Annotated in this window: 18 protein-coding genes, 1 other RNA gene and 1 riboswitch; of the genes, 5 read left to right on the top strand and 14 right to left on the bottom strand. The window is 63.9% G+C overall.

Features of this window, described 5'->3' with window-relative positions; all coding sequences use genetic code 11:
• The first annotated feature begins 138 nt into the window (after positions 1 to 138).
• The gene (locus tag VGL40_04000; protein ID HEY3314427.1) at positions 139 to 792 is read left to right on the top strand and encodes a UbiX family flavin prenyltransferase; all 654 of its coding nucleotides are present in this window, start codon (positions 139 to 141) and stop codon (positions 790 to 792) included.
• Positions 793 to 1,238: 446 nt separating this feature from the next.
• Here VGL40_04000 and VGL40_04005 read toward each other — a convergent pair whose 3' ends face one another.
• The 6 genes from VGL40_04005 to VGL40_04030 form a co-directional block, all read right to left on the bottom strand.
• Positions 1,239 to 2,324: a hypothetical protein gene (locus VGL40_04005; protein ID HEY3314428.1), complete on the bottom strand. Its 1,086-nt coding sequence runs from the start codon at positions 2,322 to 2,324 to the stop codon at positions 1,239 to 1,241.
• Positions 2,325 to 2,549: 225 nt separating this feature from the next.
• Positions 2,550 to 3,686, bottom strand: coding sequence for an amidase domain-containing protein (locus VGL40_04010; protein ID HEY3314429.1), 1,137 nt, complete (start codon positions 3,684 to 3,686; stop codon positions 2,550 to 2,552).
• 426 nt (positions 3,687 to 4,112) lie between these two features.
• The gene (gene mnmA / locus VGL40_04015; protein ID HEY3314430.1) at positions 4,113 to 5,210 is read right to left on the bottom strand and encodes a tRNA 2-thiouridine(34) synthase MnmA; all 1,098 of its coding nucleotides are present in this window, start codon (positions 5,208 to 5,210) and stop codon (positions 4,113 to 4,115) included.
• 3 nt (positions 5,211 to 5,213) lie between these two features.
• Positions 5,214 to 5,681 carry a Fe-S cluster assembly scaffold protein NifU gene (gene nifU, locus VGL40_04020; protein HEY3314431.1) on the bottom strand — a complete coding sequence of 156 codons (468 nt, stop codon included), beginning with the start codon at positions 5,679 to 5,681 and terminating at the stop codon, positions 5,214 to 5,216.
• Positions 5,674 to 6,909 carry a cysteine desulfurase NifS gene (gene nifS / locus VGL40_04025; GenBank protein ID HEY3314432.1) on the bottom strand — a complete coding sequence of 412 codons (1,236 nt, stop codon included), beginning with the start codon at positions 6,907 to 6,909 and terminating at the stop codon, positions 5,674 to 5,676. Before nifS ends, nifU begins: the two co-directional genes overlap by 8 nt.
• A gap of 45 nt (positions 6,910 to 6,954) precedes the next feature.
• Complete coding sequence (locus tag VGL40_04030; protein HEY3314433.1) at positions 6,955 to 7,404, bottom strand: Rrf2 family transcriptional regulator; 450 nt, start codon at positions 7,402 to 7,404, stop codon at positions 6,955 to 6,957.
• 262 nt (positions 7,405 to 7,666) lie between these two features.
• Here VGL40_04030 and VGL40_04035 point away from each other — a divergent pair, with 262 nt between their 5' ends.
• Positions 7,667 to 11,281 (top strand): glycosyltransferase, encoded by a 3,615-nt coding sequence (locus VGL40_04035; protein ID HEY3314434.1) that lies wholly within the window; start codon positions 7,667 to 7,669, stop codon positions 11,279 to 11,281.
• Positions 11,282 to 11,301: 20 nt separating this feature from the next.
• Positions 11,302 to 12,675: a replication-associated recombination protein A gene (locus tag VGL40_04040; protein HEY3314435.1), complete on the top strand. Its 1,374-nt coding sequence runs from the start codon at positions 11,302 to 11,304 to the stop codon at positions 12,673 to 12,675.
• Between the two features lie 92 nt (positions 12,676 to 12,767).
• On the opposite strand, the gene VGL40_04045 is transcribed toward VGL40_04040, so the two are convergent.
• The 5 genes from VGL40_04045 to ssrS form a co-directional block, all read right to left on the bottom strand.
• Positions 12,768 to 14,447: a glycosyltransferase gene (locus VGL40_04045; protein HEY3314436.1), complete on the bottom strand. Its 1,680-nt coding sequence runs from the start codon at positions 14,445 to 14,447 to the stop codon at positions 12,768 to 12,770.
• Complete coding sequence (locus VGL40_04050) at positions 14,435 to 15,403, bottom strand: NAD(P)-dependent oxidoreductase (protein ID HEY3314437.1); 969 nt, start codon at positions 15,401 to 15,403, stop codon at positions 14,435 to 14,437. The genes VGL40_04045 and VGL40_04050 overlap by 13 nt, the downstream gene beginning before the upstream one ends.
• A complete protein-coding gene (locus VGL40_04055) occupies positions 15,403 to 16,521 on the bottom strand; it encodes an NAD-binding protein (protein HEY3314438.1) in 1,119 nt (372 codons plus the stop codon). Before VGL40_04055 ends, VGL40_04050 begins: the two co-directional genes overlap by 1 nt.
• 198 nt (positions 16,522 to 16,719) lie before the next feature.
• Positions 16,720 to 17,760, bottom strand: coding sequence for a low-specificity L-threonine aldolase (ltaE, locus tag VGL40_04060; protein HEY3314439.1), 1,041 nt, complete (start codon positions 17,758 to 17,760; stop codon positions 16,720 to 16,722).
• 161 nt (positions 17,761 to 17,921) lie between these two features.
• Positions 17,922 to 18,114: non-coding RNA, 6S RNA (gene ssrS, locus VGL40_04065), on the bottom strand.
• Positions 18,115 to 18,547: 433 nt separating this feature from the next.
• On the opposite strand from ssrS, the gene VGL40_04070 reads away from it, so the two are divergent.
• A complete protein-coding gene (locus VGL40_04070; GenBank protein ID HEY3314440.1) occupies positions 18,548 to 19,045 on the top strand; it encodes a hypothetical protein in 498 nt (165 codons plus the stop codon).
• 155 nt (positions 19,046 to 19,200) lie between these two features.
• Entirely contained in the window at positions 19,201 to 20,274 is a 1,074-nt protein-coding gene (locus VGL40_04075; GenBank protein HEY3314441.1) for a hypothetical protein, read from the top strand.
• A 79-nt stretch (positions 20,275 to 20,353) separates the two neighbouring features.
• Here the strand turns inward: VGL40_04075 and VGL40_04080 are convergent, their stop codons facing one another.
• The 3 genes from VGL40_04080 to hisS form a co-directional block, all read right to left on the bottom strand.
• A complete protein-coding gene (locus VGL40_04080; GenBank protein HEY3314442.1) occupies positions 20,354 to 20,827 on the bottom strand; it encodes a hypothetical protein in 474 nt (157 codons plus the stop codon).
• A 31-nt stretch (positions 20,828 to 20,858) separates the two neighbouring features.
• A riboswitch (cyclic di-GMP riboswitch) is annotated at positions 20,859 to 20,962 on the bottom strand.
• Between the two features lie 135 nt (positions 20,963 to 21,097).
• A complete protein-coding gene (gene aspS, locus VGL40_04085; protein ID HEY3314443.1) occupies positions 21,098 to 22,891 on the bottom strand; it encodes an aspartate--tRNA ligase in 1,794 nt (597 codons plus the stop codon).
• On the bottom strand, positions 22,888 to 24,192 hold the full coding sequence (gene hisS, locus VGL40_04090) for a histidine--tRNA ligase (protein HEY3314444.1): 1,305 nt from the start codon (positions 24,190 to 24,192) through the stop codon (positions 22,888 to 22,890). Before hisS ends, aspS begins: the two co-directional genes overlap by 4 nt.
• Positions 24,193 to 24,292: the final 100 nt, after the last annotated feature.

Here is a 24,292-nt window from a genome sequence, read left to right on the forward strand (position 1 = left end):
CGAAAGGAGCCCCGACAAGGTCTCCTTCGCCGCCCTCGGCGGGAAGATGCGTGGCGCCTACCATCTCGTTCACACCAGAGAGAACCAGTGGTTGCTGATGAAGACCGCGGACGACGTCCCCGCGGAGGAGACGAAGTGATGGACCGCTATGTCCTCGGGGTGACCGGGGCCAGCGGGGCCGTCTACGGGCTCCGGGCGATGGAGCTGCTTCTCAATGCCGAAGCCGAGGTGCACATGGTGATCACCGAGGCCGCTCGGAAGACCATTTCCCAGGAAATGGGGCTGGCCCTCCCGACCGAACCGGCCGGCCAGACCGAGGCCCTCCTCCGCTTCTGGATCGACCGCGCCCCGCGGCGGGCCGTCCCGGAGCGGGTACGGCGGGGCTTCTCCTGTTACGCCCCGGACGACCTGGGAGCGCCGCCCTCGACCGGGGCCTTCGCCACCTCGGGGATGATCATCGCCCCCTGTACGATGGCCGCCGCCGCGGCCGTCGCCGCCGGGCTGGCGGGCGACCTCATTGAACGGACCGCCGAGGTGACCATCAAGGAGGGACGTCCCCTGGTCGTCGTCCCGCGCGAAGCTCCGCTCAGCGGCATCCACCTGCGCAACCTGCTGGCCCTGTCGGAGATGGGGGTCCGCGTCCACCCGGCTTGCCCGAGCTTCGCCGGCGGGCCCAAGGACGTTGGCCGGCTCGTCGATTCGGTCGTCGTCAGGGCCCTGGCGTCGCTGGGGGTCGAGCCAGAGCCGGCGGAGGACCGCTTCGCCTCGCCGCGACCGGCTAAACGGTATTAGTCTCGGCCGATGTGAAGGTGCTCTGAAGACAGGAGCCGTCAAGCCCTCGGGCTCGACGCATTGTCAGGAGGGGCTTCCCGTGGCAACTCAGTTGGGTCTCATCTTCAGTGCCAGTCCCCGGGTTCGGCACACCGCGCCCAAGCGTTCTGGATCAGCATCGAATATCCAGCTAAGGACGAGAACTGGCCAGAATCCGTCTTCCCACGGCCAGACGATAGTCCTCGAGTTCGGCCACCTCCTTCCCACCCTTGCAGGACAGGCTAGCGCGCGGCTCCTATTGGGGCAAGTCAATCCCGGGGCCATTTAGCAGGTCAAGGACAAGGCCTCGAGTAAACGGAGGCCCAGGGCTCGGAGCCCCGGGCAACAAACGCGGCAAGCTACGGGTCGCCATTCCCACTCATGCCGGAACCGAGACCTTGGTCATTGATGTATGGTCTTGTCTTCCTTCATTGCCCGCCCCCACCGATGTTCTGGATGTAGTAGCCCGCCCCCTCATCGATGATGTTCACAAAGGCTGCCTTATTTAGGATCCATCCGCCGGGACCGATCTGACCGTTCGCCGGCAGCCAGTGGGAGAAGCTCTTTTCGCTGGCTGGCAGGACGGAGTATTCGACGAGAAAGGTGACTCTCCCGGTGGACGGCCACTCCGACCGGAACTGCAGTCTTTCGATCCGATAGTCCGACAATCGATGGCTGTCGTCAACGTCCGATGATTTATAGCCCAGCAGGTAATCGCCAAAGAGGCTTTGGCAGACATCGGCGAGTGTTGGACCCGCGGGAATAGGATTTTGTAGCGGAATCCGCTCCTCCCCAACTGACCCTCCGACGATTTTGGATTTGGCGCCAGCTTCGTAGACCTCGACTTTGGCGGCGGTTGGCAGTGTGGCGACAAAACCAAGAGTGACCGCCGCTTCGTCCACTCTGGGTGAAGACTCATGCGACTCCAGGTATTGGAACATGAACCGCCAGGTACCATCCGTGTAATCGGCGTTGACCAGACTCACCGCATTGCCGCCCCCGGCTTGCGAGCCCGCACTCACGACCAGAATGTTCCCGTCACCGAATAGCCCACCAAGGCCGAGCACCGCGCCCTTCTCCTCGTTCTTCGACTTAAGCCAACGAACGACCGGCCCAGGGAAACCGGACGTACCCACCGCGAAGGACCGCACCCCGTCCTGTGGCTGCGGCCACGGGAATTGACGCGCCAGGTGATACGTCCTTCCCCTATACGAGACAAGTTTACGGGATTCATCGTAGAGGAGCACCCGTCCCGGGCCTGAGAACCCGTCGGCAATGATCAAACGAAATCCGTCACCGGGGTTGATGCTCTGGCCCTCTGCTCGGCCCCCAACGGCCAGGCGAAACGATTGCAGGAACTCTTGCGCGGGCCTGCCGGTCAGGAGGTGGCACTGGAAGGGCCCAAGGATGATGACTCGGTCGGCGTTTTCCCCCAGCGGCAGATGAGAGCCGCAGCTGCAAGATAGGAAGGACACCACTAGAAGGACCGCAAGGAGACAAATGCTCCGTTTCATCGCTAACCTCCTTGGCTGAACCTCTTGGGTTTCTGACGGCCGCCTCGACAACTTGGTTTCGGATGCTCTGCCAGGACCGCTGAGCTTACCAAACATGCCTCTCCTTGAGAAGCGCAGGAGGCTAAGGGTGTTTACCGTTAGGTCCAGTTCACAAGAAGAGAGGCGCCGCATGGTTAGCTACCAATACGACGCCCAGGTGACCCGGCCTCTTTGTTTTGAGCTATCCTAGTTCCATGGAATGTAGTTGTTGACATGAACAAGATATATCTTGTCGCCCTGGACCACGATGCCGGAATACGGTACGTGGTAGTAGTCCCAGTTGTGGGCGTCTACCAGCGGAACCCCATCAGTGGTCCGACCCACGACTATAGCCACATGCTGAATTTTGTCGGGACCATCTGGACTCACGTAAGCCCAGTCATAGTAAACAGGATCACCTGTGTCAAGCTGCGAGGGACTCCCGACCTGCACACCTCTCGCTCCAGCCCAATAGCTGAAATGCGTTGGAGCGTAGGTCCACGTTGTGGAGGCCGTATCATCAGACGTTTGAGTTCCGCCTGTCCCGTTGTTGTTATACCACCAAGACGAATCGTACTGCCACCCTCCTGCGAATAATGCCTGAGATACGAAGTTGGCGCAATCGCCCCCATAATCTGGAGGGTTGTAGTTCTTGTAGGCGGGGTTGTAGTAGCTCGCGTCTCGTACATTGTAGCCGATCGTAGAGTTGTGAATGACCCAGCTATCGGCGTAACTTGCAGCGTTCGAGCGGTTATACGGAACATATATCACCTTCGGATTAACCACTGCATCTGGTGCAGAAGCGAGGCGTACGGTCGGGGTGGCTATATTCGGATTGCTGCAGGGCTGTCCCCAAACGAGCGGGCCCTCGTCGTACGCGTCGCTCACAATGCGCCAATTCGCGTTGGCATAGGCGAGAGTAATGTCATGCCATACACCGAGCCCAGAAAGGTTATCACCTCCAGCCGCGTCCTTCCACGAGAACATTATCACTTCATACGCTTTGAGCATCGCATTGTTTCCGTCAAGTGTAGGATCCATCATGTCTAGTCTGTCCAGCGTGAATGCGGTAATCGGTCCACCAAGCTTCTTTTCGACCGCCCGCCACGCCATCTGTCTGGAGGCCTCGTGTGCAATTGCGTCAGATCCTTGTACGTAGAAGCCCTCAAGGGCCTTGGTATTATTGCTGTTCAGTGCTCGAACCCGTTCTCCGAAAGCACGGTGGACAACATCCGTCACATCACGGGATCTGGAATCTGCACTCCCCGCTGCCCAGGCCGGCGAAACGCTGAACATGAGAACTGTCAGCACCACCAAGAGACTAATACACTTCCGACTTCTCAAACCTCTCACACTCCTTTTGGCTATAGCTAGATCTTAGCCGGTTTGTTCCTTCTCCGGTAATGTAAGGAATTCCTGCCATACTTTTCCGTGGTCGTTTAACATTTCGAATATTGCGGTCATAATTGATTGAATACAGGAACCGGGATGCTTGCAGAGATCGAGCTAATAGGTCATCCGGGGCATGAATCAACTTTGCCGGCGGTCTGAACTCGCTCGGGGACAGGCTAGTCCCGCATCAGAGCATACAGAGAGGCATTCGAACATGGCCCACCGAATCGTCCAAGAATTCCAGACCTCTCATTCGTAATGACAATCCAGGGGACCCCGCATTGCCATCGGCCCGGAAGAACGAGCGCCAAGCCGCAGGGCTTGGCGCTCTTGTTCATGGCGCTGGGGCATGTTCGGTTCTTTCTGATCATCGGACCATCAACGGCTGACCGCCTGCTCGATCTTCCCCCCGCCGACGACGACCTCATCATCATAGAAGACGACGGCCTGGCCGGGCGTGACCGCCCGCTGCGGACGATCGAAGGTGGCCCGGATGCCATCGCCGCCCTCGATCGGTTCGATGACCCCCGGGGCCTCCTCGGCCCCGTACCGCACCTTCACCCCGACCCGCATCGGGCCGTCCAACTGGTCGAAAGGGATGAAGTTGCAGCCGCCGGCCTCGAGCCCCCGGCTGTAGACATCCTCGGCGAAGCCGAGGACGACGGCGTTCTCGTCGGGCTCCAGGCGAACGACGTACATCGGCCGCTGGGCCGTCAGGCCGAGGCCCTTCCGCTGCCCGACGGTGTAGTTGGGCAGTCCGCGGTGGGTGCCGATGACCTGCCCGTGGATGTCCTTGAAGGGCCCCGGGGTGAAGGCCTCCGGGGCCCGCTCCCGGACGAAGCGGGCGTAATCGTCATCCATCACGAAGCAGATTTCCTGGCTCTCGGGCTTGTCCGCCGTCGGCAGCCCGCACGCCGCGGCCCTCCTCCGGACCTCGGGCTTGGTCAGCCCGCCCAGCGGCCAGAGGACGTGGGCCAGTTGGCCCTGGGTCAGGCCGTAGAGGGCGTAGGTCTGATCCTTCCGATTGTCCCGGGCCTTGAGGATGAGGTGTCGTCCGGTGCCCAGATCCCTGGCCACCCGGGCGTAGTGTCCGGTGGCGATGAACCGGCATTCCAGGGCCAGGGCCTTCTCCAGAAGAGCCGTGAACTTGACCACATGATTGCAGATGATGCACGGGTTCGGGGTTCGACCGCGGCTGTATTCAGCGACGAAGTCGTCGACGACCGCCCGCTCGAAGGTCTCTCTCAGGTTCAAGACATAGTAAGGGATGCCCAACCGGTCGGCGACCCGCCGGGCATCCTCGACGGCCACGAGCGAACAACAGCCACCATAATTCTCGGCCACTTCGGGGACGACGTCGGGCCAGATCTGCATGGTCGCCCCGATGACCTCATACCCCTCGTCCTTGAGCAACGCGGCCGCCAGCGAGCTGTCGACCCCGCCACTCATCGCCACCAGGACCCGTCCCTTGCTCAACGCTCAGTGCTTGTCCTTTCCACCATCAGCCGCCGCGGCCTTGGCCGCGGTCTTCGTCTCGGTGTCTGAGCCGGCGCCCACCGCCTGTCCGTTGCCGTCGGCCCCGCCGTGCCTGGCCTTGTAGTCCTTGATCGCCTCGTGGAGGGCATCGGCCGCCAGGTTCGAGCAATGCAGCTTGTTCGGGGGCAGGCCGCCGAGGGCCTCGGCGACGGCGCGGTTGGTGATATCGAGGGCCGCGTCGAGGGTCTTGCCCTTGACCATCTCGGTGACCATGCTCGACGTGGCGATGGCCGCCCCGCAGCCGAAGGTCTGGAACTTGACGTCCTCGATCCGGTCGTCCTTGACCTTGATCGCGATCTGCATGATGTCGCCGCAGGTCGGGTTGCCGACCCGCCCGATCCCATCGGGGTCCTTGATCTCGCCGACGTTCCTCGGGTTGTAGAAGTGCTCCATCACTTTTTCGTTATACATCTTCGTGATGCTCCTCCTCGGCGGGCGTGAGTGGCGCGGCCGCGTGGCCCTTGATCTTGTCGGCGTAGAGCGGTGACATCGAACGGAGCCGCCGGACTATGTCTGGCAACGTCCCGATGACGTACTCGATGTCCTCCATGGAGTTGTCGGTGCCGACCGTCAACCGCAGAGACCCGTGGGCGACCTCGTGCGGCAGGCCCATGGCCAGGAGGACGTGGGACGGCTCGAGGGAGCCGGAGGTGCAGGCCGAACCGCTCGACGCGGCGACGCCCTTCATGTCCAAGTTGAGGAGCATCGACTCGCCCTCGACGTACTCGACCGAGATGTTGGCGTTGGCCGGCAGGCGCTTCACCGGGTGGCCGTTGAGCTGAGCGTAATCGATCTGGGCCAGGAGCCCGGAGATCAGTCGGTCCCGAAGGGACGTGTTGTGGGCGATCCGCTGGTCGAGGGTGTTCTTGGCGATCTCGGCCGCCTTGCCGAAGCCGACGATTCCGGGGACGTTCTCGGTCCCGGCCCGTCGCTTGCGCTCGTGCGACCCGCCGAAGACCAGGGGCATCAGCTTGACCCCCTTGCGTTGGTAGAGGGCGCCGCAGCCCTTGGGCCCGTAAATTTTGTGCGACGACACCGACATGAAGTCGACCCGCAGGTCGTCCACGCTGACCGGCCAGTTGCCGTAGGTTTGGACGGCGTCGATGTGGTAGTAAGCGTTGCTGTGCTCCTTGACGATCCGGCCGATCTCGGCCGACGGCTGGATCGTCCCGACTTCGTTGTTGGCCCCCATGATCGTCACCAGGATGGTCTGGGGGGTCAAGGCCTTCCTGACGTCCTCCGGGTCGACCATCCCGTACTTGTCGACCGGGAGATAGGTCACCCGAAAGCCTTCTTTTTCGAGGTACTCACAGGTATGAAGGATGGCGTGGTGCTCGATGGCCGAAGTGATGATGTGGTTGCCGAACTCGCGCCGGCCCCTGGCCGTCCCCTGGATAGCCAGGTTATCGGCCTCGGTCCCGCCCGAGGTGAAGATGATCTCGGTGGGGTTCGCCCCCATCAGCGCGGCGATCTGCTCGCGGGCCTCCTCGACCCCCTTGCGGGCCTCCCGCCCGAAAGCGTGGATGCTCGACGGGTTGCCGAAGGCCTCGAGCATGTAGTGATCCATCATCCGGACGACTTCCGGTAGGACCGGGGTCGTGGCGGCGTGGTCAAGGTAAACTCGGCGTTGCTCGGCCATCTCTCTAGTCACGCTCCTTGAGGCTCGACTGGTTGTCTGGGGGGTTCACAGGTACAAGGAGTAGTTTTCGGCGTCAGTCCTGGCCTCGGTGACCAGGTCGGCCAGGGTCACGGAGTCGAGGGCCTTGGTGATGCTGTCCCGCAGCTTGACCCAGACGCTCCGGGCCACGCAGCCCTGGGACTTGGCGCAGTGCTGGTAGGGACCCTCGCTCTCGCTGGCGCAATCAACCGGGGCGATGGGGCCCTCGAGGACCCTGATGATGTCGCCGACGGTGATCCCTTGGGCCTCCCGGGCCAGCGTATAGCCGCCCTGGGCACCGCGGACGCCGGTGATCAGCCCGGCCTTGCGAAGGGGTCCGGCCAGTTGTTCGAGGTAGTTCTCGGAGAGACCTTGCCGTTCGGCCACGGCCTTCAAGGACACCGGCCCGTCCTGGCTGTTCAGGGCCAGGTCGACCATGGCCATGACCCCGTATCGGCCTTTCGTCGACAGCTTCACGGCCCTCTCCCCCCGTTTCTGCCGGCGACCAATTCCGAGTCGTCCGCTTGGTTATCCGCGTTAATCCTACCATCCCGCTAGGTATTTGTCAACGCTCCGCTCTCGTTTCGAAAACAGCCGTAAGGCGAGCTTTGGGGAAGCGGCGAAAGGGCTAAACTCGGGGCCTTTCGGACCCGATAAGAGTGATAGGAGTGTCCGGATTCGGGACAGACCCTCGCCCCCAAGACGGGGGGCAGGAGGCTTTCGAAAAGGGGCTCGTCAATTGGCACTCTCCTGGCGGCAGACGGCTGAACATTACCATCGGGGCTTGGTCCGACTGGTCGACGGTCGACCGACCGAGGCTCTGGCGGAGTTCGATGAGGTCGGTTTTCTCGGCGGGTTGTCTTCAGCCTACGATTACAATCGCGGGCTCGCTGAGCTTTGGGTCGGCGAACTTGACAGGGCCCTTGGGGACTTGCACCGGGCGGCCAAAGCCGCGGACGGACCCTCCCCGGCCCTACTTGGGGTGGCCGCGGCCAGCCTTCTGCTGGGGCGGGTATCGGACGCCCGTGCCGGCCTGGCGGAAGCGGCCAGGCGTATACCTCCTCTTCCGCGCCTGGCTTCATTGGCCTCCGTCATTGACGGGGTGACCGGCGGATCCAGGCTTACGGACTACCCGGCCCTGGTCGCCCGCCAGATGTCAGTCGCCCGGAAAGGCCACCATCCGCTGGTCCTCACGTTCCTGACCGACCCCCCAGTCCTTTGCGGTGGCCAACTGATCTACTACGAGTGGGTCAACGGAATGGCCGCGCGCGGCCATGAGGTCACCGTCCTGTCGCACGGTCAGGCGCCGCCGTGGAAAGAAGTGAAGGCGCCTTTCCGGACCCTGCCCCTCTCCCAGCGGCTCAGTGACGCGATCCCCCCGGGTGACGCCTCCTTCGGCATCTATTGGGACCAGATAGCCGATTTGGTCGCCGGAAACCCACGCTCCACGCCCTTCTATGTCTTCCAGGGCGACCCCTACATCTTCGAACGAGGCCACGAGCGGCTCTCGGCCGAATTGAGCCCACACGTGGCCAAGGTGGTCGACCACCTGTACGGCCAACCCTGCCGCCTAATCGTCATCTCCGATCTGCTTCATGACCTCTTGAAGAAGCATTATGACCGCGAGAGCGTGGTCGTCGAGAACGCCATCGAGCCCAGCCATTTCTTCCCGCGGCCAAAAACGTCCGTCCCCGGACGCCCCAGGATCGTCTTCATGGGCCCGGAGGCCGAGTTCAAGGGGACCAAGGAAATCAAGGTCGCCCTCGATCTCCTGCGGCAGCGAGGAGTGACTTTCGAGGCCATCCACATCTGTCCGAACCCGTCCGCTGATCCCTCCTTCACGGGCCTTTTCATTGAGGCCCCACCGCCCGAGGAAATCGGCCGGATCGTGGCCGAGGCCGACCTCCTCGTCTCGGCCTCCCACTATGAGTCCTTCGCCATGCCTCCGCTGGAAGCCATGGCCTGCGGGACGACGGTGGTCACGGCGGCCAACGACGGGGTCCGCCAATATGCCGTCGACGGCAGCAACTGCTTGATGTTCCCGCCTGGAAACATCGAAGCGATGGCCGCGGCCATCGAGTCGGCGATCAAGGACCAAGGGCTACGTGACCGCCTGGTTCAGGCCGGCCAAGCGGCGGCGGCCCGGTTCAGGTGGCCCAAGAGTCTTTCTAAACTGGAGGATATCGTTTGGGATCAGACCGTAGCCCTTCAGCCCGATCTGAGGCCATTGGCCAAAACGGTCGCCGAAGCAGAGGCCAGACGGGCGGGGGCCCGGAGCCAGACGGTCAGTGTCTGTATGATCGTCCGAAACGAGGCGAGCCACCTGGGGCGGTGCCTGGCCGGCATCGAAGAGGTCGCCGATGAGCTTGTCGTGGCCGACACCGGGTCGGCGGACCACTCGGCCCTGATCGCCATCCTCTTCGGAGGAAAGGTCGGCCCATTCCCTTGGGGTGACGACTTCAGCGCCGCCCGTAACTGGGTTCTGGACCAGGCCAACGGGGACTGGATCCTCTGTCTTGACGCCGACGAGGAACTCCATCCTGAGAGCATTCTTCCCCTGTTGGCGCTGGCCCGCTCAGACACCAGCGCCGACGCTTTCTATCTCACCGCGGAGAATCTCTGCGGCAGCGACGATCGGCAACCGGGTGACGACAGCAGGGTCTTGCGGCTGTTCCGAAACAACGGGGCCTATCGTTTCGAAGGGAGGATCCACGAGCAGGTCCTGCCCTCGATCATCAGGGCCGGTGGTCGGGTCGAGGCCTCGTCCATCCGCCTTCGGCACTATGGTTACCTGGGCGCCGAGACAGCGGCCAAGGACAAGCCCAGAAGGAACATCAGGCTCCTGGAGGAATGCCTGCAGGAGCAACCTGAGGACCTCTACCTGCGCTTCCAGCTGGCCAGAGAGCAGTTGCGGACGGGTGACGACGAGGCCGCCGTGGATACCTATGACCGGGTCGTCCGTGGGCTACTCAAACGGAAGGCGGCAGTGACCAGCGAGGACTTCGTACCGGTGGCCGTCCTGGGGGCGACCCAGATTCACCTGCGCACCGGGCGGGCGGCCCGGGCCAAGGAGATAGCCGATCAGTTCAGCCCACTCTGGCCCGATTACGCTGAACTGAACCTGACCCGTGGTCAAGCCCTGAGGTCCCTCGGCCACCATCGGGAGGCCGCCCGGGCATTCCTGGGGTGCATCGCCGGCGGCCCGTCGCCGGCCGGCCGATACAGCCTCACCTGGGGCCTTGGGGTCGTCGTAGAGGCCTGGCGGGAGCTGGGTCTGACCTACGAGGAAAGTGGGCACCCGGCGGAAGCGTTGGCCGCTTACCAGCAGGCCCTGGCAGTGTCGCCCGGCCATCCGGAGACTCTCCAGTACCTGTCTTCTCTGATCCTCAGATCGGAGCACCCTCAAAAGGCCTTCCCGCATTTGGTCGGGCTTGTTTCCGGGGCCGACGACCGACTGGCCCTGGGGCCGGCGACGGTCGTCGCCAAGGCTTCAATCAAGGAACGGTTCCCCCAGTTCGCCGAAGAGCTCTTGACCAAGGCCCTGGGGCCGTTGGTCAAAGCCGGAACGGCCTCGCCGGACCAAGAGATCCCCCTCTACTGGCTGGCCATCGCCCTGGAAGCTCAAAACCGCTATGACGAGTCTGGGGCCATCTTCGCCCGCCTAGCAGACTGCCCCGACGTCGGCCGCGAGGCCCGTTGGCACTGGGCCCTCCGCTCGGTCCTGGTTGGACGACCCGTCGAAACGGCTGATTGTCTGGGTCCCTTGACGGAGAGGGCCCCCGCTGAAGCGGGTCTGTATCTCGAACTCGCGCGAGTCATGGCCGCCGGCGCCGGGCCCGGATCAGGCGGCCGCGCGGCGACCACCGAGACCGTGCCTCAGCCCCTGACGGGTGCCAGGAAAGCCTTCATGTCCCTGGCCGAACACCTGTGGGACTTGGGGGAAGCGGGTGCCTTCGAGGGCTTGATCAGTTTAGCCGGACGCGTCTTTGAAAACGCCGGAAAGGCCGCCCGGGAGTTGGGCAAACTGTACTACCGGCGGGGGGCCGAGGATGAAGCCCTGGCCTGTCTGGTGCGGGCGGCAGAGAACGGGGCCAGCGATGGGGATTCCCTGGCCTGCCTTGGAAAGCTGGCCTGGCGGAGAGGTTTGCCCGAGGACGCCGTCGAATTCCTGCGACGCTCGATTTGGGCCGACGCCGGTCGGTTCCAGGCCTGGCTTGATTTAGTCAGAGTCTTGGTGGACCTCGACCGGCGTGGGGAGGCGCTCAAGGTGGTCCAGGCGGCTCTGGCCGGGCCGTTCCGTGGACATGCCGTCTTCTTGGCCCTGGAGCAGGAACTTGCCGCCGGGGCGGCATGACTCTGGGGGTATTGCGAACCGTGAGGGATGATCTCTTCGATTTCAGCCGGCGGAAGCTCCTCAGTCAGGAAGGACCACTGGCGGCCAGAATGCGCCCGAAGGCCCTTGATGAGTTGATTGGACAAGAGAAGGTCGTCGGCCCCGGTCGGCTGCTGCGGCGGATGATCGAAGCGGACCGGCTGTCTTCGATCATCCTGTGGGGCCCCGCCGGTTCCGGCAAGACGTCCCTGGCCCGGGTGGTCGCCGAGACGACTGAGTCTGAGTTTGTTGAGTTGAGCGCGGTGACGTCCGGGGTGGCCGATGTCCGCCGGGTCATCGAGGAGGCCGGCGACCGACTGGGTCAGCACGGTCGGCGGACGATCCTCTTCATCGACGAGCTCCATCGCTTCAACAAAGTGCAGCAAGACGCCCTTCTACCCCACGTTGAGAAGGGGATCATCACCCTCATCGGAGCCACCACGGAGAACCCGTACTTTGAAGTCATCGCCCCGCTGGTCAGTCGATGCCGGGTCTTTCGTCTGGAGCCCTTGGATAGCGCGGCCCTGGCAACCATCGTCCTACGCGCCCTGGCCGACCGTGAACGGGGACTGGGCAACTACCGCGTGGAATTGACCCCTGAGGCCCTGGCTCATTTGGTCGAGACAGCCAACGGCGACGCCCGGACCCTGCTCAACGCGGTCGAACTGGCCGTCCTGACGACCCCGCCGGATCCGGATGGAGTTCGACGAATCACCCTCCCCATCGCCGAAGAGTCCATTCAGCGCCGGGCCTTGACCTACGACAAGACGGGCGACCAGCACTATGACACGATTTCGGCCTTCATTAAGAGCCTGCGCGGCAGCGACCCCGACGCGGCTCTCTACTGGTTGGCCCGGATGCTTTACGCCGGGGAGGACCCCACCTTCATCGCCCGCCGAATGGTCATCCTGGCCTCGGAGGATGTCGGCAACGCCGACCCCATGGCCCTCGTCCTGGCCACCGCGACCTTTCAGGCCGTGGAATCCATCGGGATGCCGGAGGCCCGCATCCCACTGGCCCAGGCGGCAACCTACCTGGCCTCCGCCCCTAAGAGCAACGCCGCTTACCTCGGGGTCGACGAGGCCCTCAGGGACGTGGCCGACAAGACGATCCACTCTGGTGTACCCCGGCACCTCAGAAATCCAGTCGCCAAGGGCCTGGCCGACATGGGGCATGGCCAGGGCTACCGTTACCCGCACGATTTTGCGGGCCATTTCACGCCTCAGGAGTACCTTCCGACGGAGTTGCGTGGGAAACTATACTACCGTCCAAGCGACGAGGGGCGCGAGAAGGAACTGAAGGAGCGTTTGGAGAGGCAGTGGCCCGAGCGGAGGAGGACCCCCAATGGTACGGCCGGAGATCGACCCGGCCGGTGATCGAGGAAGGAAAGGCGCCCGGTGGCTGAAAGCCTCCGGGCGCCTCGGTCTCTTGCGACTTTCCTCTTCCCGGCTCGGGTGGTCGGCCCGGGCTAACCCCCGGAGGCCGCCCGACATGCGTCCGGCGATGTCTTCGTTCGGGTCCGGGCGCGCCGCCGGATGATTTCCAGGGCGCCCTTGGGGTGGCCGACCCAAGCCATCTCGAACGGGATCGACGCGGGGTTTGGCGCGGGACAGCCGAGATGGAAGTCACCATCGCCGGTCGGCAGTTCCCCGGAATCGGCCGGCAGGATGAGGAGCCTCCCCGAGAGGGCGCTTTTCCTGGGCCTGGGCTGTCCTCGGCCGATGATGAGTGTGACGAGATGGTCCCTTTTCGCCAGGGCATTGGCCACCTCGATCATCGCCGAACGCTCAACATCGGTGGCTTCCGGTCCGAGGTGGAAGTTCAGTCTCAGGCGCTTGCCGTCACCGGCTGGTCGGGCCCGGATCAATCCCGCCGAGACTGCGGCGAGGCCTGCGCGGGCTAAGCGGTGGTCGGGGACCAGCCGGAGCACTTCCCGGAGAACAGTCTCGCCCTTGAAGGGATCCCCGGCGCAGGTGCAGGCAAAAGCCAGATGATAGAGGGTCGCCGGGTCATTGGGAAGGAGGCGCGCCGAGCGACTGAAGGCCAGCTCGGCTTCGCCCCACCGTTCCTGCTTGAGCCGGACGATACCGAGGTTGTACCAGACCTGGGCCGGTCCGAGGCCGGAATACCGCCGGTCGCTCGGCAGGTCTTCGATTGCCTCCAAAAAAAGCTCCTCGGCGCGGCTCACTTCCCCCCGGGCGAAAAGTCCGGCCCCGAACCCGCCCAGGGTCCTCACCCATTCGGCCCGCAGGTGATCGGCTTCGTGAGGTCCCACAGCCAGTGCCTTCGTCAGCTGTTCCCTGGCCTCTACGGGCATCGGCCTCGTGGGCCGGGTTCGCAGGGCGCAGGCCAGCTTGGCCAGGATGTCGGCCCGTTTGGCCGGGGACAGGCGGCGGCCGCCGAACTGTCTCTCAGGGGTCCAGTTCGCGAGGTGGCTGCGGATAGCCAGTACGGCGTCATCCTCGTTCCGGTTGTCGTTGCTCATCTGCCCGGGGTGGACACGCGTCTTCACCAAAAGACCCGCGGCGAGCCTGATCCGCCGGCCGGTGGTGATGCGCAGCCACATCTCATAGTCCTGGGCGTACGTGAAGGCCGGGTCGAACCGGCCGACCTCCTCGATGACCGCCCGGCGGATCATCACCGAGCATCCGTTGATGAAATTCGACTTGACCAATTCGAAGAAGGCCGAGTCGTCAGGATACTCACCGACCCGGGTGGAGCCGATCGGCCGGCCGCACTGGTCGATGATCTCCCACCCCGAGTAGACCAGGGCCGCCTCAGCGTCGCGGGAGTATACGTTCAACTGTCTCTCCAGCTTATCGGGCACCCACAGGTCGTCCGAGCTGAGCCAACAAACGAATTCGCCGGCGGCCTGCTCGATCCCCGTGTTGAGGGCCCGGGCGACGCCGCCGTTGGCCCTGGTGACCGGTTTAACCCGGGGATCCCTGGCCGCGTAGGCCGTAAGAATAGCCGCCGTGCCGTCGGTCGACCCGTCATTGACGACAATCAGTTCCCAATTCCCGTAGGTTTGGGCCAGGACACTCTCAATGCTTTCCCCGACGAAGGCAGCCTGGTTGTAGGTCGGCATGACCACCGACACTAGGGGCCCCGCGTTCGCCGGACCACCGCTTCCGCTTAGCTCACGCATCTCAGGGCCCTCCGCCCGGCCTCCCTGATTCGCCCCGGAAGATCGACTTTGTAGACTTCAGCCATCCATTCGACCGTCTTTGGGATCCCGATTTCAAGCGGGACAACCGGGTTGTGGTCGAGGAGCCGCTGAGCCTTCGAGATGTCCGGGCGCTTATTGACCGTGTTGTGCTTGTCCTCCGGGAGGTACTCGACCAGGGCCGGGTCGGCCCCGGTGGCCGCCAGGACCAGTTCACTGAGCTCTTTCACGCTCCGATACTCCGTCCCGCCGATGTTGACGACCTCGCCCGGGACAAACCGGTCGCAGGCCCGGGCCAGCGTCGGGATGAAGTCGTCGATGTACATGAAGACCCGACAATAGCCTTCAAAGACTTGATAGGTCTGGTTGTGCAGGGCGCGGTAGGCGAAAAGGCAGACCACACTGCGGTAGTTATGGTAGTATTCGCCGGGACCATAGGCGTTGAAGAAGCGCAGGCGCATCACCGGGACGCTGTAGCGCTTCTCGAAGTTCATCACCTGGACCTCGTTGACCCACTTGGTCAGGGCGTAGTCGTTATGCTGGACGATGGTCTTCAGCTTGGGCAGATCCTCGGTCAGGATGGGCTCATCGGCCTCCCCATAAATCTCCGACGAACTGGCGAAGATGAGCCTGAACCCCTTCTTCCGCTGGAACTCGAGGACGTTGCGGGTCCCGATGACGTTGGTCTCCCAAAGGGTGTCGTAGTACTCCTCGCCGTTGATCCGCCCGAACTCGGCGGCCAGGTGGTAGACGTAGTCATAGCCCTGCTCGAACACCCGTTCGAGCTGTCGGTAGGACGAAACGTCGGCCCGGATATAGCGCTCCTCCGGGTGGTGCTGGAGGTCGCATTGCCAGACCTCGTGACCGTTGGCTTCCAACTGGGCCACGAGGGGCCGCCCAAGGGTTCCGTGACTTCCGGTGACCAGGATCTTGGCCATTACCTCCGACCTCCCATCAAGCCGGCCTCAGCCGCCACCCGCGACTTCGCCGGGTGGACTTCGATCCGGCCGCGTTCAATGATCACGTCGTAGTCGGCTCCCGCCTCCTCTACATGGAAGCCGGCCCGGATGAGTTCCGCCGGGGTCAGGGTTTCGTCGGAGACGTCGATGGCGACCCCCTTGCCCTCAAGAGCCTTGACCAGTTCCACCGCCTTGCTGAACTTGAGCTGGGCGGTACCCTTCTTATAGGACACCCCGCGGACCAGGACCCGCTGGGGACGCCCGGCCAACACCCGGCCGACCAGGTCCTCCCGATAACGGCGGTCGGCGTTGACCGCCCCGTCGAAGAGGGCCGACTTGGGTTCGTACTTGGCCTCCTGTAACAGGCGGATGTCTTTGGGCAGGCATTCCCCGCCGATGCCGCACTCAACTCCCGGCAGGTTGATGTTGCCCTTGGTGTTCATTGCCTCGCGGACCTCGCTGAAGTCGAGGCCCCGCTCGCCACAGATCATCGACAGTTCCTCGGCGAAGGCGATGTCTACGAAACGATAGGCGTTCTCGGCCATCTTGGCCAGCTCGGCCACCTCCGGCTGGCTCACCGGCAGGAGCCTCGGGACGAAGTGACTGTAAAAGGCCGTCCCGCGCTTGAGGCAGGCCGGGGTGACCCCGGCGATGACCCGGGGCGGATCGAAGACCGATTGGTCCTGACCGAACATGATCCGGTGCGGGCAGGTGATGAGGAAGTAATCCCTCCCGGCGGCCAGCCCATGACCGGCCAGCTTGGCGGCCACCCGGCCGGTGGTCCCCAGCGGCACCGTCGACTCGATCGAAATCAGCGGGCGCCGGCTCAGGTCGAACCCCTCGACGACCCGGGCGAGGTTGTCGCCCCTGACCGAAATGGCGATCAAGTAAGCAGAAATCGGCGTCCCCGAAGGCAGGGCGGTAAACGCCCGGACCCCTTGCCGCCGAAGGCGCCGAACCAAAGGCTCTTCGATATCAATCCCAATGACCTCACCCTGGACTCGCGAAACCAAAGAACGATACAGGTTCTCGCCGATGTTGCCGAGCCCGACAACGCAGATTGCGCCGTCCGACCCAGCCTCGGTCAGCCTGGCCATCCTTGGCCACCTCCTGGATATTGCCGGCCCGTCCCTGGGGCCGCCTGTGTTACACCCCTTATATCGGCTCCTCGCTGGCTTTTGTTTACCGGGAGGAAATGGAAAAGGCAGTCCCTCGGGGGGCTGCCTTCAACTATCAACCGCAACTCGCCGGTCGGTAACCTCCGCTTCCTGGCCCTTTCATGACCCCTGGCCGATTCAGGCCTCCTTCATCACCCGGGCCACGGCCATCAGGACCGCGTCGACATCCTTCCGGTCGATGTCCTTGTGGGTGACCATCCGGATCCGCCGGCCCATTGACGGGTTGACCAGGATGCCCTGCTTCTTCAACTCGGCCGGGAGGACCTGTCCATCGACCTTGGGGTGGGAGATCTCGAAGTAGACGATATTGGTCTCGATCGAAGCCGGGTCGAGTTCGATCCCGGGGATCGCGGCCAGCCCTTCGGCCAGGACCTTGGCGTTGGCGTGGTCCTCCGCGAGGCGGTCGACCATCTTCTCCAGGGCGATGATCCCGGCCGCGGCGATGACCCCGGCCTGACGCATCCCCCCGCCCATGACCTTGCGGCTCCTGCGGGCCCGTTCGATGAACTCGCGGGACCCGGCCAGGATCGAGCCGACCGGGGCCGAGAGACCCTTAGATAGGCAGAACATGACCGTGTCGCAGGATTGGGTGAGGTCGGTGACCGGCCGCCCGAGGGCCACGGCGGCGTTGAAGATGCGCGCCCCGTCGACATGGACGTTGAGACGGTGCTGCTTGGCCAGGTCATAGACGGCCTTCATCTGTTCTGGACGGACGATCACGCCGCCGGCCCGGTTGTGGGTGTTCTCCATGCAGACCAGGGTCGTCGGCGGATGATGGAGGTCGTCATCGCGGATGGCCGCCTTGACGTCCTTGGGGTCGAGGATCCCGCGGTCGCCCCTGACCGTCCGGACCTGCGCCCCAGACAGGCTGGCCACCCCGCCGAGTTCGTAGTAGAAGATGTGCGATTCGGCCTCGAGGATAACCTCGTCGCCGCGGCGGGTGTGGGTCATCACCGCGCACTGGTTGCCCTGCGTCCCGCTGGTCACATAGAGGGCGGCTTCCTTCCCGACCTTGGCGGCCGCCAGTTCCTGCAGGCGATTGACCGTCGGGTCCTCGCCGTAAACGTCGTCGCCGACCTCGGCCTCGGCCATCGCCCGGCGCATCTCCGGGGTCGGAGTGGTGACGGTGTCGCTTCGAAGATCGATGTATTGGCCCATCTTTGATCACCCCTTGAACGTCTTGGGTTCGACGTCCGGCCGACAAGTCCTGCGAAGCGACGGCGGCCGAGGCGGACTGGGAGAGGGTTCAAAGGGCCATCGCGGGCCCCGGAAACAGACAAGGACGGCCAGCCGACTGACCGTCCTTGTGGTCCGAAATAGGGAACCCCACCATGCCGTGACGCCCCGTGTTTTGAACCTGCTTACGCAGGTGGGTGTCCTCCCGATGGCTCCCAGCGTCCCCTGGCACCCTTTGGTAGGTGGGGGCATGCTGTCGACCGCCGAAGTACAGACTCCCTAGGTATTGATGTTGGCTCAAAACCTATCGGACTTACACGCACACGGCAGGGTATCCGCGAAGCCTCAGAACTGATCGGCCGCGTCTGTGGCTCTTGCGACTCCGGTACTTATGATACCACTCCAACAGAAGCAAATGCAAGTCGGATAAAGATTTGCGTCGCAGCGCCTTTAGACTGGAATCGCGAAGGGTTTGCCTTCAAAGGGCGAACGAAAGTGGCGGAATCGGAAGGAATGGCGCCCCCGCACGTGGAATGTTTTTGGGAATCGCCGGAAAGCTTTAGCCCGGGAATCATAAGCAACCGCGGCGTAAGGCCCGGAAAAGCTGGCAAAAATCAAGCATTTCTGGCATTGCCAGCCGTGATATCCATGTTATAATAGGTTTATATGTTTGTCATGTTCCGTCGAATTGTGCCGGCAAAGCTCCTGGAATCCCAACCGGTCTGCGGAATAGACTGGTACAAGTAAAGCAAGGAGGCAAGAGGGGCTCATGAAGAAGGTTTTAGCACTTATCCTTTCCCTGTGCCTGGCGGTGGGCGGCATCCTGCTCCTCGTCGAGGCCAACAAGCCGGCAAATGCGGCTGGTGGTACCGTTTCGGTTCAGGTGAAACCCGTACACAAGTTGGTCCTCACCCTAAGTACCCTATCGGTAGACTTTGGCGTGGACATGTGGCCGGGAGATACGGCGACGGCCGCTTCCCCCATCGGAGTGACGGTCGTGTCGAGTAAGGCCTGGAATCTCACCTATGACGCGAGTGGGTTCCTGCCCGCCCCGGCGGCCTTCCCCCTGGCCAGCCTCAAGTACGGTGCGGCTTCAAATGGGACGGGCGCCGTGCCCTTCTCCTCAACCGGCACCCTCGTTACCGGGGCGCCTAAGACGTCCAAGGCTGGGGAGACCAACTCGTATTACTACACACTGACAATTCCCGATACAGCTGTGTCCGAGACCGTCTACACCGCTTCGGTGGTGTACACAGCGATACAGTAGCCGTGCGGGCTGCGCAGTGGTCTAGCAAATGGGAGTTGGAAGCCGCCAGGTCTCCAGCTCTTTTCTTTTCGGGTCTTTCCTTCGGTTCAACGTAGACCCGGGCCAGCCACGCCGGGTGCCGATGAATCCCTCTGATCTGGGAGGAGAGCGGCCCATTGAGGACAAGAGCCTTCGCCCGTCTGCTTCTGACCTGGTTGGCCTTCGCCCTGGTTTGGCCGACTCCGGCCTTTGCCGCCGCGGGCATCGGGGTGTCCCCGGGCGTGATTGAAGTCGAGGCCATGCCCGGGCAGGTCATCGAGAAATCCGTGACCGTCTCCAACGAGGGGGACAGTCTGATCGATCTTCGCGCCTACGCCAGGGATCGGCGGGTCCAGCCGGGAGGGCAACTCGTTTTCCTTCCTCCGGGCAACCCAGTTGATTCCGCAGCCACTTGGCTGACCATCGACCCCGCTGAAGTCACCCTTCAGACCGGCAAGGAAGCGGTTGTCCGTTGGAAGGTGTCGGTACCTCAACAGGCCAGCCCCGGTGACCACGTCGCCGTCATCTTCTTCGAAGATGCCCCCAAGACTCAAGGGGGCGGGTTGGTCATTGGGAGCAGAGTCGGTGTGGTCATCCCGGTTCACGTCGTCGGAAACACGGTTATGTCCGGCAAGCTCAGCAGCTTCCGCTGCCCGCCGGTACCGATCCAACTTAGACTTGTTCTCTTTGGGAAGAAATTGCTTTGGCGGACATGGGTGCCAGCCTTCCCCATTACCGAGCGCGGGCCCCTTAAGTTTGAGGCCGGCATTGAGAACACAGGAAACGTCCGCCTGGCGGTTGGCGGCAAGGTAGAGATAAGAGACGTCTTTGGCCGAACCGTCACCACCATCGAGACGCCGGAGCCGATCAACATCTATCCACGTGATAACGGCAGTCTCACTCTTACTCTTGAACAAGTCCCCCTCATCGGCCGCTTCGTTGCCCTTGGTCGGTTCAGACTGGGCGACCAGGAGGTGACCGCCAGGACGGTATTCTACACGTTCCCAACCCGCAAGGCGGCCGGGGTAGCCCTTCTGCTCTTGGCCGGTCTGATCTTCGTTGGCCTACGGCGCCGTGGCCGAAGGGTCACCCCTTCGGAGACGGCCGGGCAGTCCCAACCATCCCCCGCGCCATCGTCACCACCGCCATCACCACCGTCATCGTCGCCGGGCGGTGTTCCCACGCGCAGGGAACGGAAGAAGCAGCGATAACCAGTCAATGACAAGACACCGACCGGAGCCTTCCGGTCGGTGTCGCCTTATTAGGGTGTGAATGAGTCAGGGTGTCGCCTCAGGGGGTTGGAACAATAACGTAGCTGAGCGCTTCCAGGGGATACTGGCCGACCTCGCCCTCTATCCTGAAACGGTGCTCAAAACGGTAGCCCTTCGTGGGCCGGCCCCGCTCAAGTGGTTGGTCCAGGGCGGCTTCCAGGCCATCCCCGTTGACTAGCGTGACCGAACCGGACGTGGCGGCAGGGCTCATCCTTTCCGCGCTTGCCAACAACTCCCAACCCGTATTGGCTTTGACGGTACCGCTTACAATCAGGACGGTCGAGCCCCCGTCACGCTCTTCCCTTACAGTGTCCACTGTGAGCTGAAGGCTCTTCTTCACTTTCACCTTGACGGTGACCACCCCTGAGTTCGATGCCGCCGGGGTGGCTTCACCGGCGTCACCGGATGGGGCACCTTCCGCCACCACCATGGCGGCTGGGGGAGCCAGGTTGGCGATGAGGACGGCCGTCAACCCCAGGATGAGCCAGGTCATGAGACTGCGTCTATGCGTAATCGTCGCTCCCTTCGGCAGCCTGGCGGTCCGTGCCGGGTGCCTGGAAACGCCACCCCGGCCTTGGGACCCATAGCTTTGCGCCCCCGCCTTCCGACGGGTTAGCCTTTATCGAGTAGAGGGACTGACGCTGGCCTTTGGGCCAAGAAAAGCCCCGCCTACCGGGTTAATCGGCGAGGCGGGGCCGGTCGTCCAAAACGCGAGTTCCCGATTGGCGGAGGAAAAGCGAGCCCGGTGGCGGTATTGCCGGGTCTACTCCGGCTTGTCGACCGCCAAACCCAATTCCCCCAGCTGCCTCGGGGAGACCGGCGACGGGGCCCCGGTCAGGAGGTCGGAGGCACTGGTCGTTTTGGGGAAGGCGATGACGTCGCGGATGGTCTCGGCCCCGGACATCAGCATGAGCATCCGGTCCAGGCCGAAGGCGATGCCCCCGTGGGGCGGAGTCCCGTATTCGAAGGCTTCCAGGAGGAAGCCGAACTTCTCGCGCACCTCTTCGGGCGACAGGCCGAGGGCGGCGAAGACCCGTTCCTGAACGTCCCGGCGGTGGATCCGGATACTCCCTCCGCCGAGTTCGACGCCGTTCTGGACGAGGTCGTAGGCCACGGCCCGGACGGCCCCGGGGTCGGCTTCGAGGAGCGGCAGGTCCTCGTCTCGGATCGAGGTGAAGGGGTGGTGCATCGCCACCCAGCGGTCCTCCTCCCGGCTGTACTCGAACATCGGGAAGTCGGTCACCCAGAGGAAACGGTCGATGGTGCGATCGATGAGGTCCAGACGCTTCCCAAGCTCCAGTCGCAGGGCTCCGAGGGCGGCGGCGACCACGCCCGGCTTGTCGGCCACGAAGAGAGCCAGGTCGCCGGGGCCGGCGCCGAGGTGGGAACGCAGGTCGCCCAGGGCTTCAGGACTGAAGAACTTGGCGATGGGCGAGCGGATCTGGTCCCCCTGATTCCCCTCGAAGGCCATCCAGGCCAGCCCCTTGGCCCCGTAGCCCTTGACGAACTCGCCCAGTTCGTCGAGGACCTTCCGCGACCAGGTGGCGGCGCCCGGGGCGACCACCGCCTTGACCAGGCCGCCGGCGGCCGCGGCTTCGGCGAAGACGCGGAAGGGCGAACCCTTGACCGCCCCGGTCAGGTCGACCAGCGGCATCCCGAAGCGCAGGTCGGGCTTGTCCGAACCGTATTCGGCCATGGCCTGATGCCAGGTCATCCGGGCGATGGGCAGGCTGATGCGGCGGCCAACCACCTGCTCGTAGACCTCGGCCATCATCGCCTCCATCATCCCCATCACGTCATCCTGGTCGACGAAGGACATCTCCACGTCGACCTGAGTGAACTCGGGCTGGCGGTCGGCCCGCAGGTCCTCATCGCGGAAGCAGCGGACGACCTGGAAGTACCGGTCGAAGCCAGAGACCATCAGGAGTTGCTTGAAGAGCTGCGGGGACTGGGGCAGGGCGAAGAACCGGCCCCGGCTGACCCGGCTGGGGACCAGGTAGTCTCGGGCCCCCTCGGGGGTGCTCTTGGTCAGCATCGGCGTCTCGATCTCGAGGAAGCCGTGGCGATCGAGGAAGTTGCGGACGGCCATCGTCACCTGGTGGCGGAGGATCAGGTTCCGCTGCATCCTGGGGCGTCGCAGGTCCAGGTAGCGATAGCGCAGGCGGGTGGTCTCGTCGACGGCCGGGGTGTCGGCCGCCTCGGCCACATAGATCGGCGGGGTCAGGGACGGGTTGAGGATCTCGATCTCGGCCGGGAAGACCTCGACCTCGCCGGTCGACAGCTTCGGGTTGACCTGCTCGGGGTCGCGCCGCGAGACGGCCCCGCGGACGGCGACGACGAACTCAGACCGCAGCCCATCGGCCGTCCGGTGGGCCTCCGGGTTCTTCTCCGGGTTGAAGACCAGCTGGACCAGCCCTGAGCGGTCACGGAGGTCGATGAAGATCAGGCCGCCGTGATCGCGGCGCCGGTGGACCCAGCCGGCCAGAGCCACCTCCCGGCCGATGTCCTCGGCCGACAGCTCCCCGCACCCGCTGGTCCGCTTGATGGCCTCGCTCACCTGGCCTCCCCCTCCCCTTCGACGGCTCCGACCGTCGGCTCCGCCTTCACCGAGGCCAACCGCGCCGCCAAGTCGGCGGCGGCCACTCTCTCCTGCTTACGGGTGGCCAAATCGCGCAGGGTCACCTGGCCCGCGGCCAACTCCTCGTCGCCGATGATGGCCACCCAGCGGGCCCCGGTCCGGTCGGCGTACTTGAACTGTGCCTTGAGGCTGCGGCCGAGGTAATCGAGGTCGGCGGCGATGTCGGCCGCCCGCAGATGGTGGACGACGTGCATCGCCTGGCCCGCCGCGGCCTGGCCGATGGCGGCCACGAAGACGTCCAGGACGGCCTGGGACGGCGGGGTCACGCCTTGCTTCTCGAGGGTCAGGAGAACCCGCTCGATGCCCATCCCGAAGCCGACCCCCGGGGTCGGGTCGCCGCCGAGGACCTCGATCAGGCCGTCGTATCGGCCTCCTCCGCAGACCGTGCTTTGAGCACCCAGAGGCGGGTAGATGATCTCGAAGACGGTCTTGGTGTAGTAATCGAGGCCGCGGACCAGCCGCGGGTTGATCCGGAAGGGGATGCCGTAGCCGGCCAGATAGGCGTGGACCGCCTGAAAATGCTCGGCGCACTCCGGGCAGAGGTGCTCGGAGGCCACCGGCGCAGCCTCCAGGTGCGGGCGGCAGGCCTCGTTCTTGCAGTCGAGGACCCGCAGTGGGTTGCGCTCGAGCCGTGAACGGCAATCCTCGCACAGGAGCTCGACCTTTGATTGCAGGTAAACGACGAGCTTCTCCCGGTAGGCGGGACGGCACTTGGGACAGCCGATGCTGTTGATGGTCACCTCGAGGCCGGTCACACCGAGCCGGCCCAGGTAATCGACGGCCAGGGAGATGATCTCCGCGTCGAGGGCCGGGTTCTGTGAGCCGAAGGCCTCGATGCCAAACTGGTAGTGCTGGCGCACCCGCCCGGCCTGGGGCCGCTCGTAGCGGAAGACCGGCTCGACGTAGTAGAGCTTGGTCGGTTGGGACTGGGCATAGAGCTTGTCCTCGAGGAAGGCCCGGGCGGCCGGGGCGGTGCCTTCGGGCTTCAGGCTCAGGCTGCGGCCGCCGCGGTCCTTGAAGGTGTACATCTCCTTCTCGACGATGTCCGTGGCTCCGCCCACCGTCCGCTCGAACAGCTCACTGTGCTCGAAGACGGGCGTCCGGATTTGCTGGTAGCCGTAAAGGCGGCAGACGTGGTGGACGAGGCCCTCGACGCGGTGCCAACGGTCCATGTCCGCCGGCAAGTAGTCGAGTGTCCCCCTCGGCCGCGTGGTCAGCATGGTCGTTCCCCCTACCGGTTTTGGTCTAATTCCACATAATGACAAAGGGATTTAGCCCTAGCAGAAGTAAGTTTTACACCTATTACTCCTTAAGGAGCCA

It is taken from the genome of Bacillota bacterium (assembly GCA_036504675.1).
Classification (GTDB): Bacteria; Bacillota; Sulfobacillia; order JAJYWN01; family JAJZPE01; genus DASXUT01.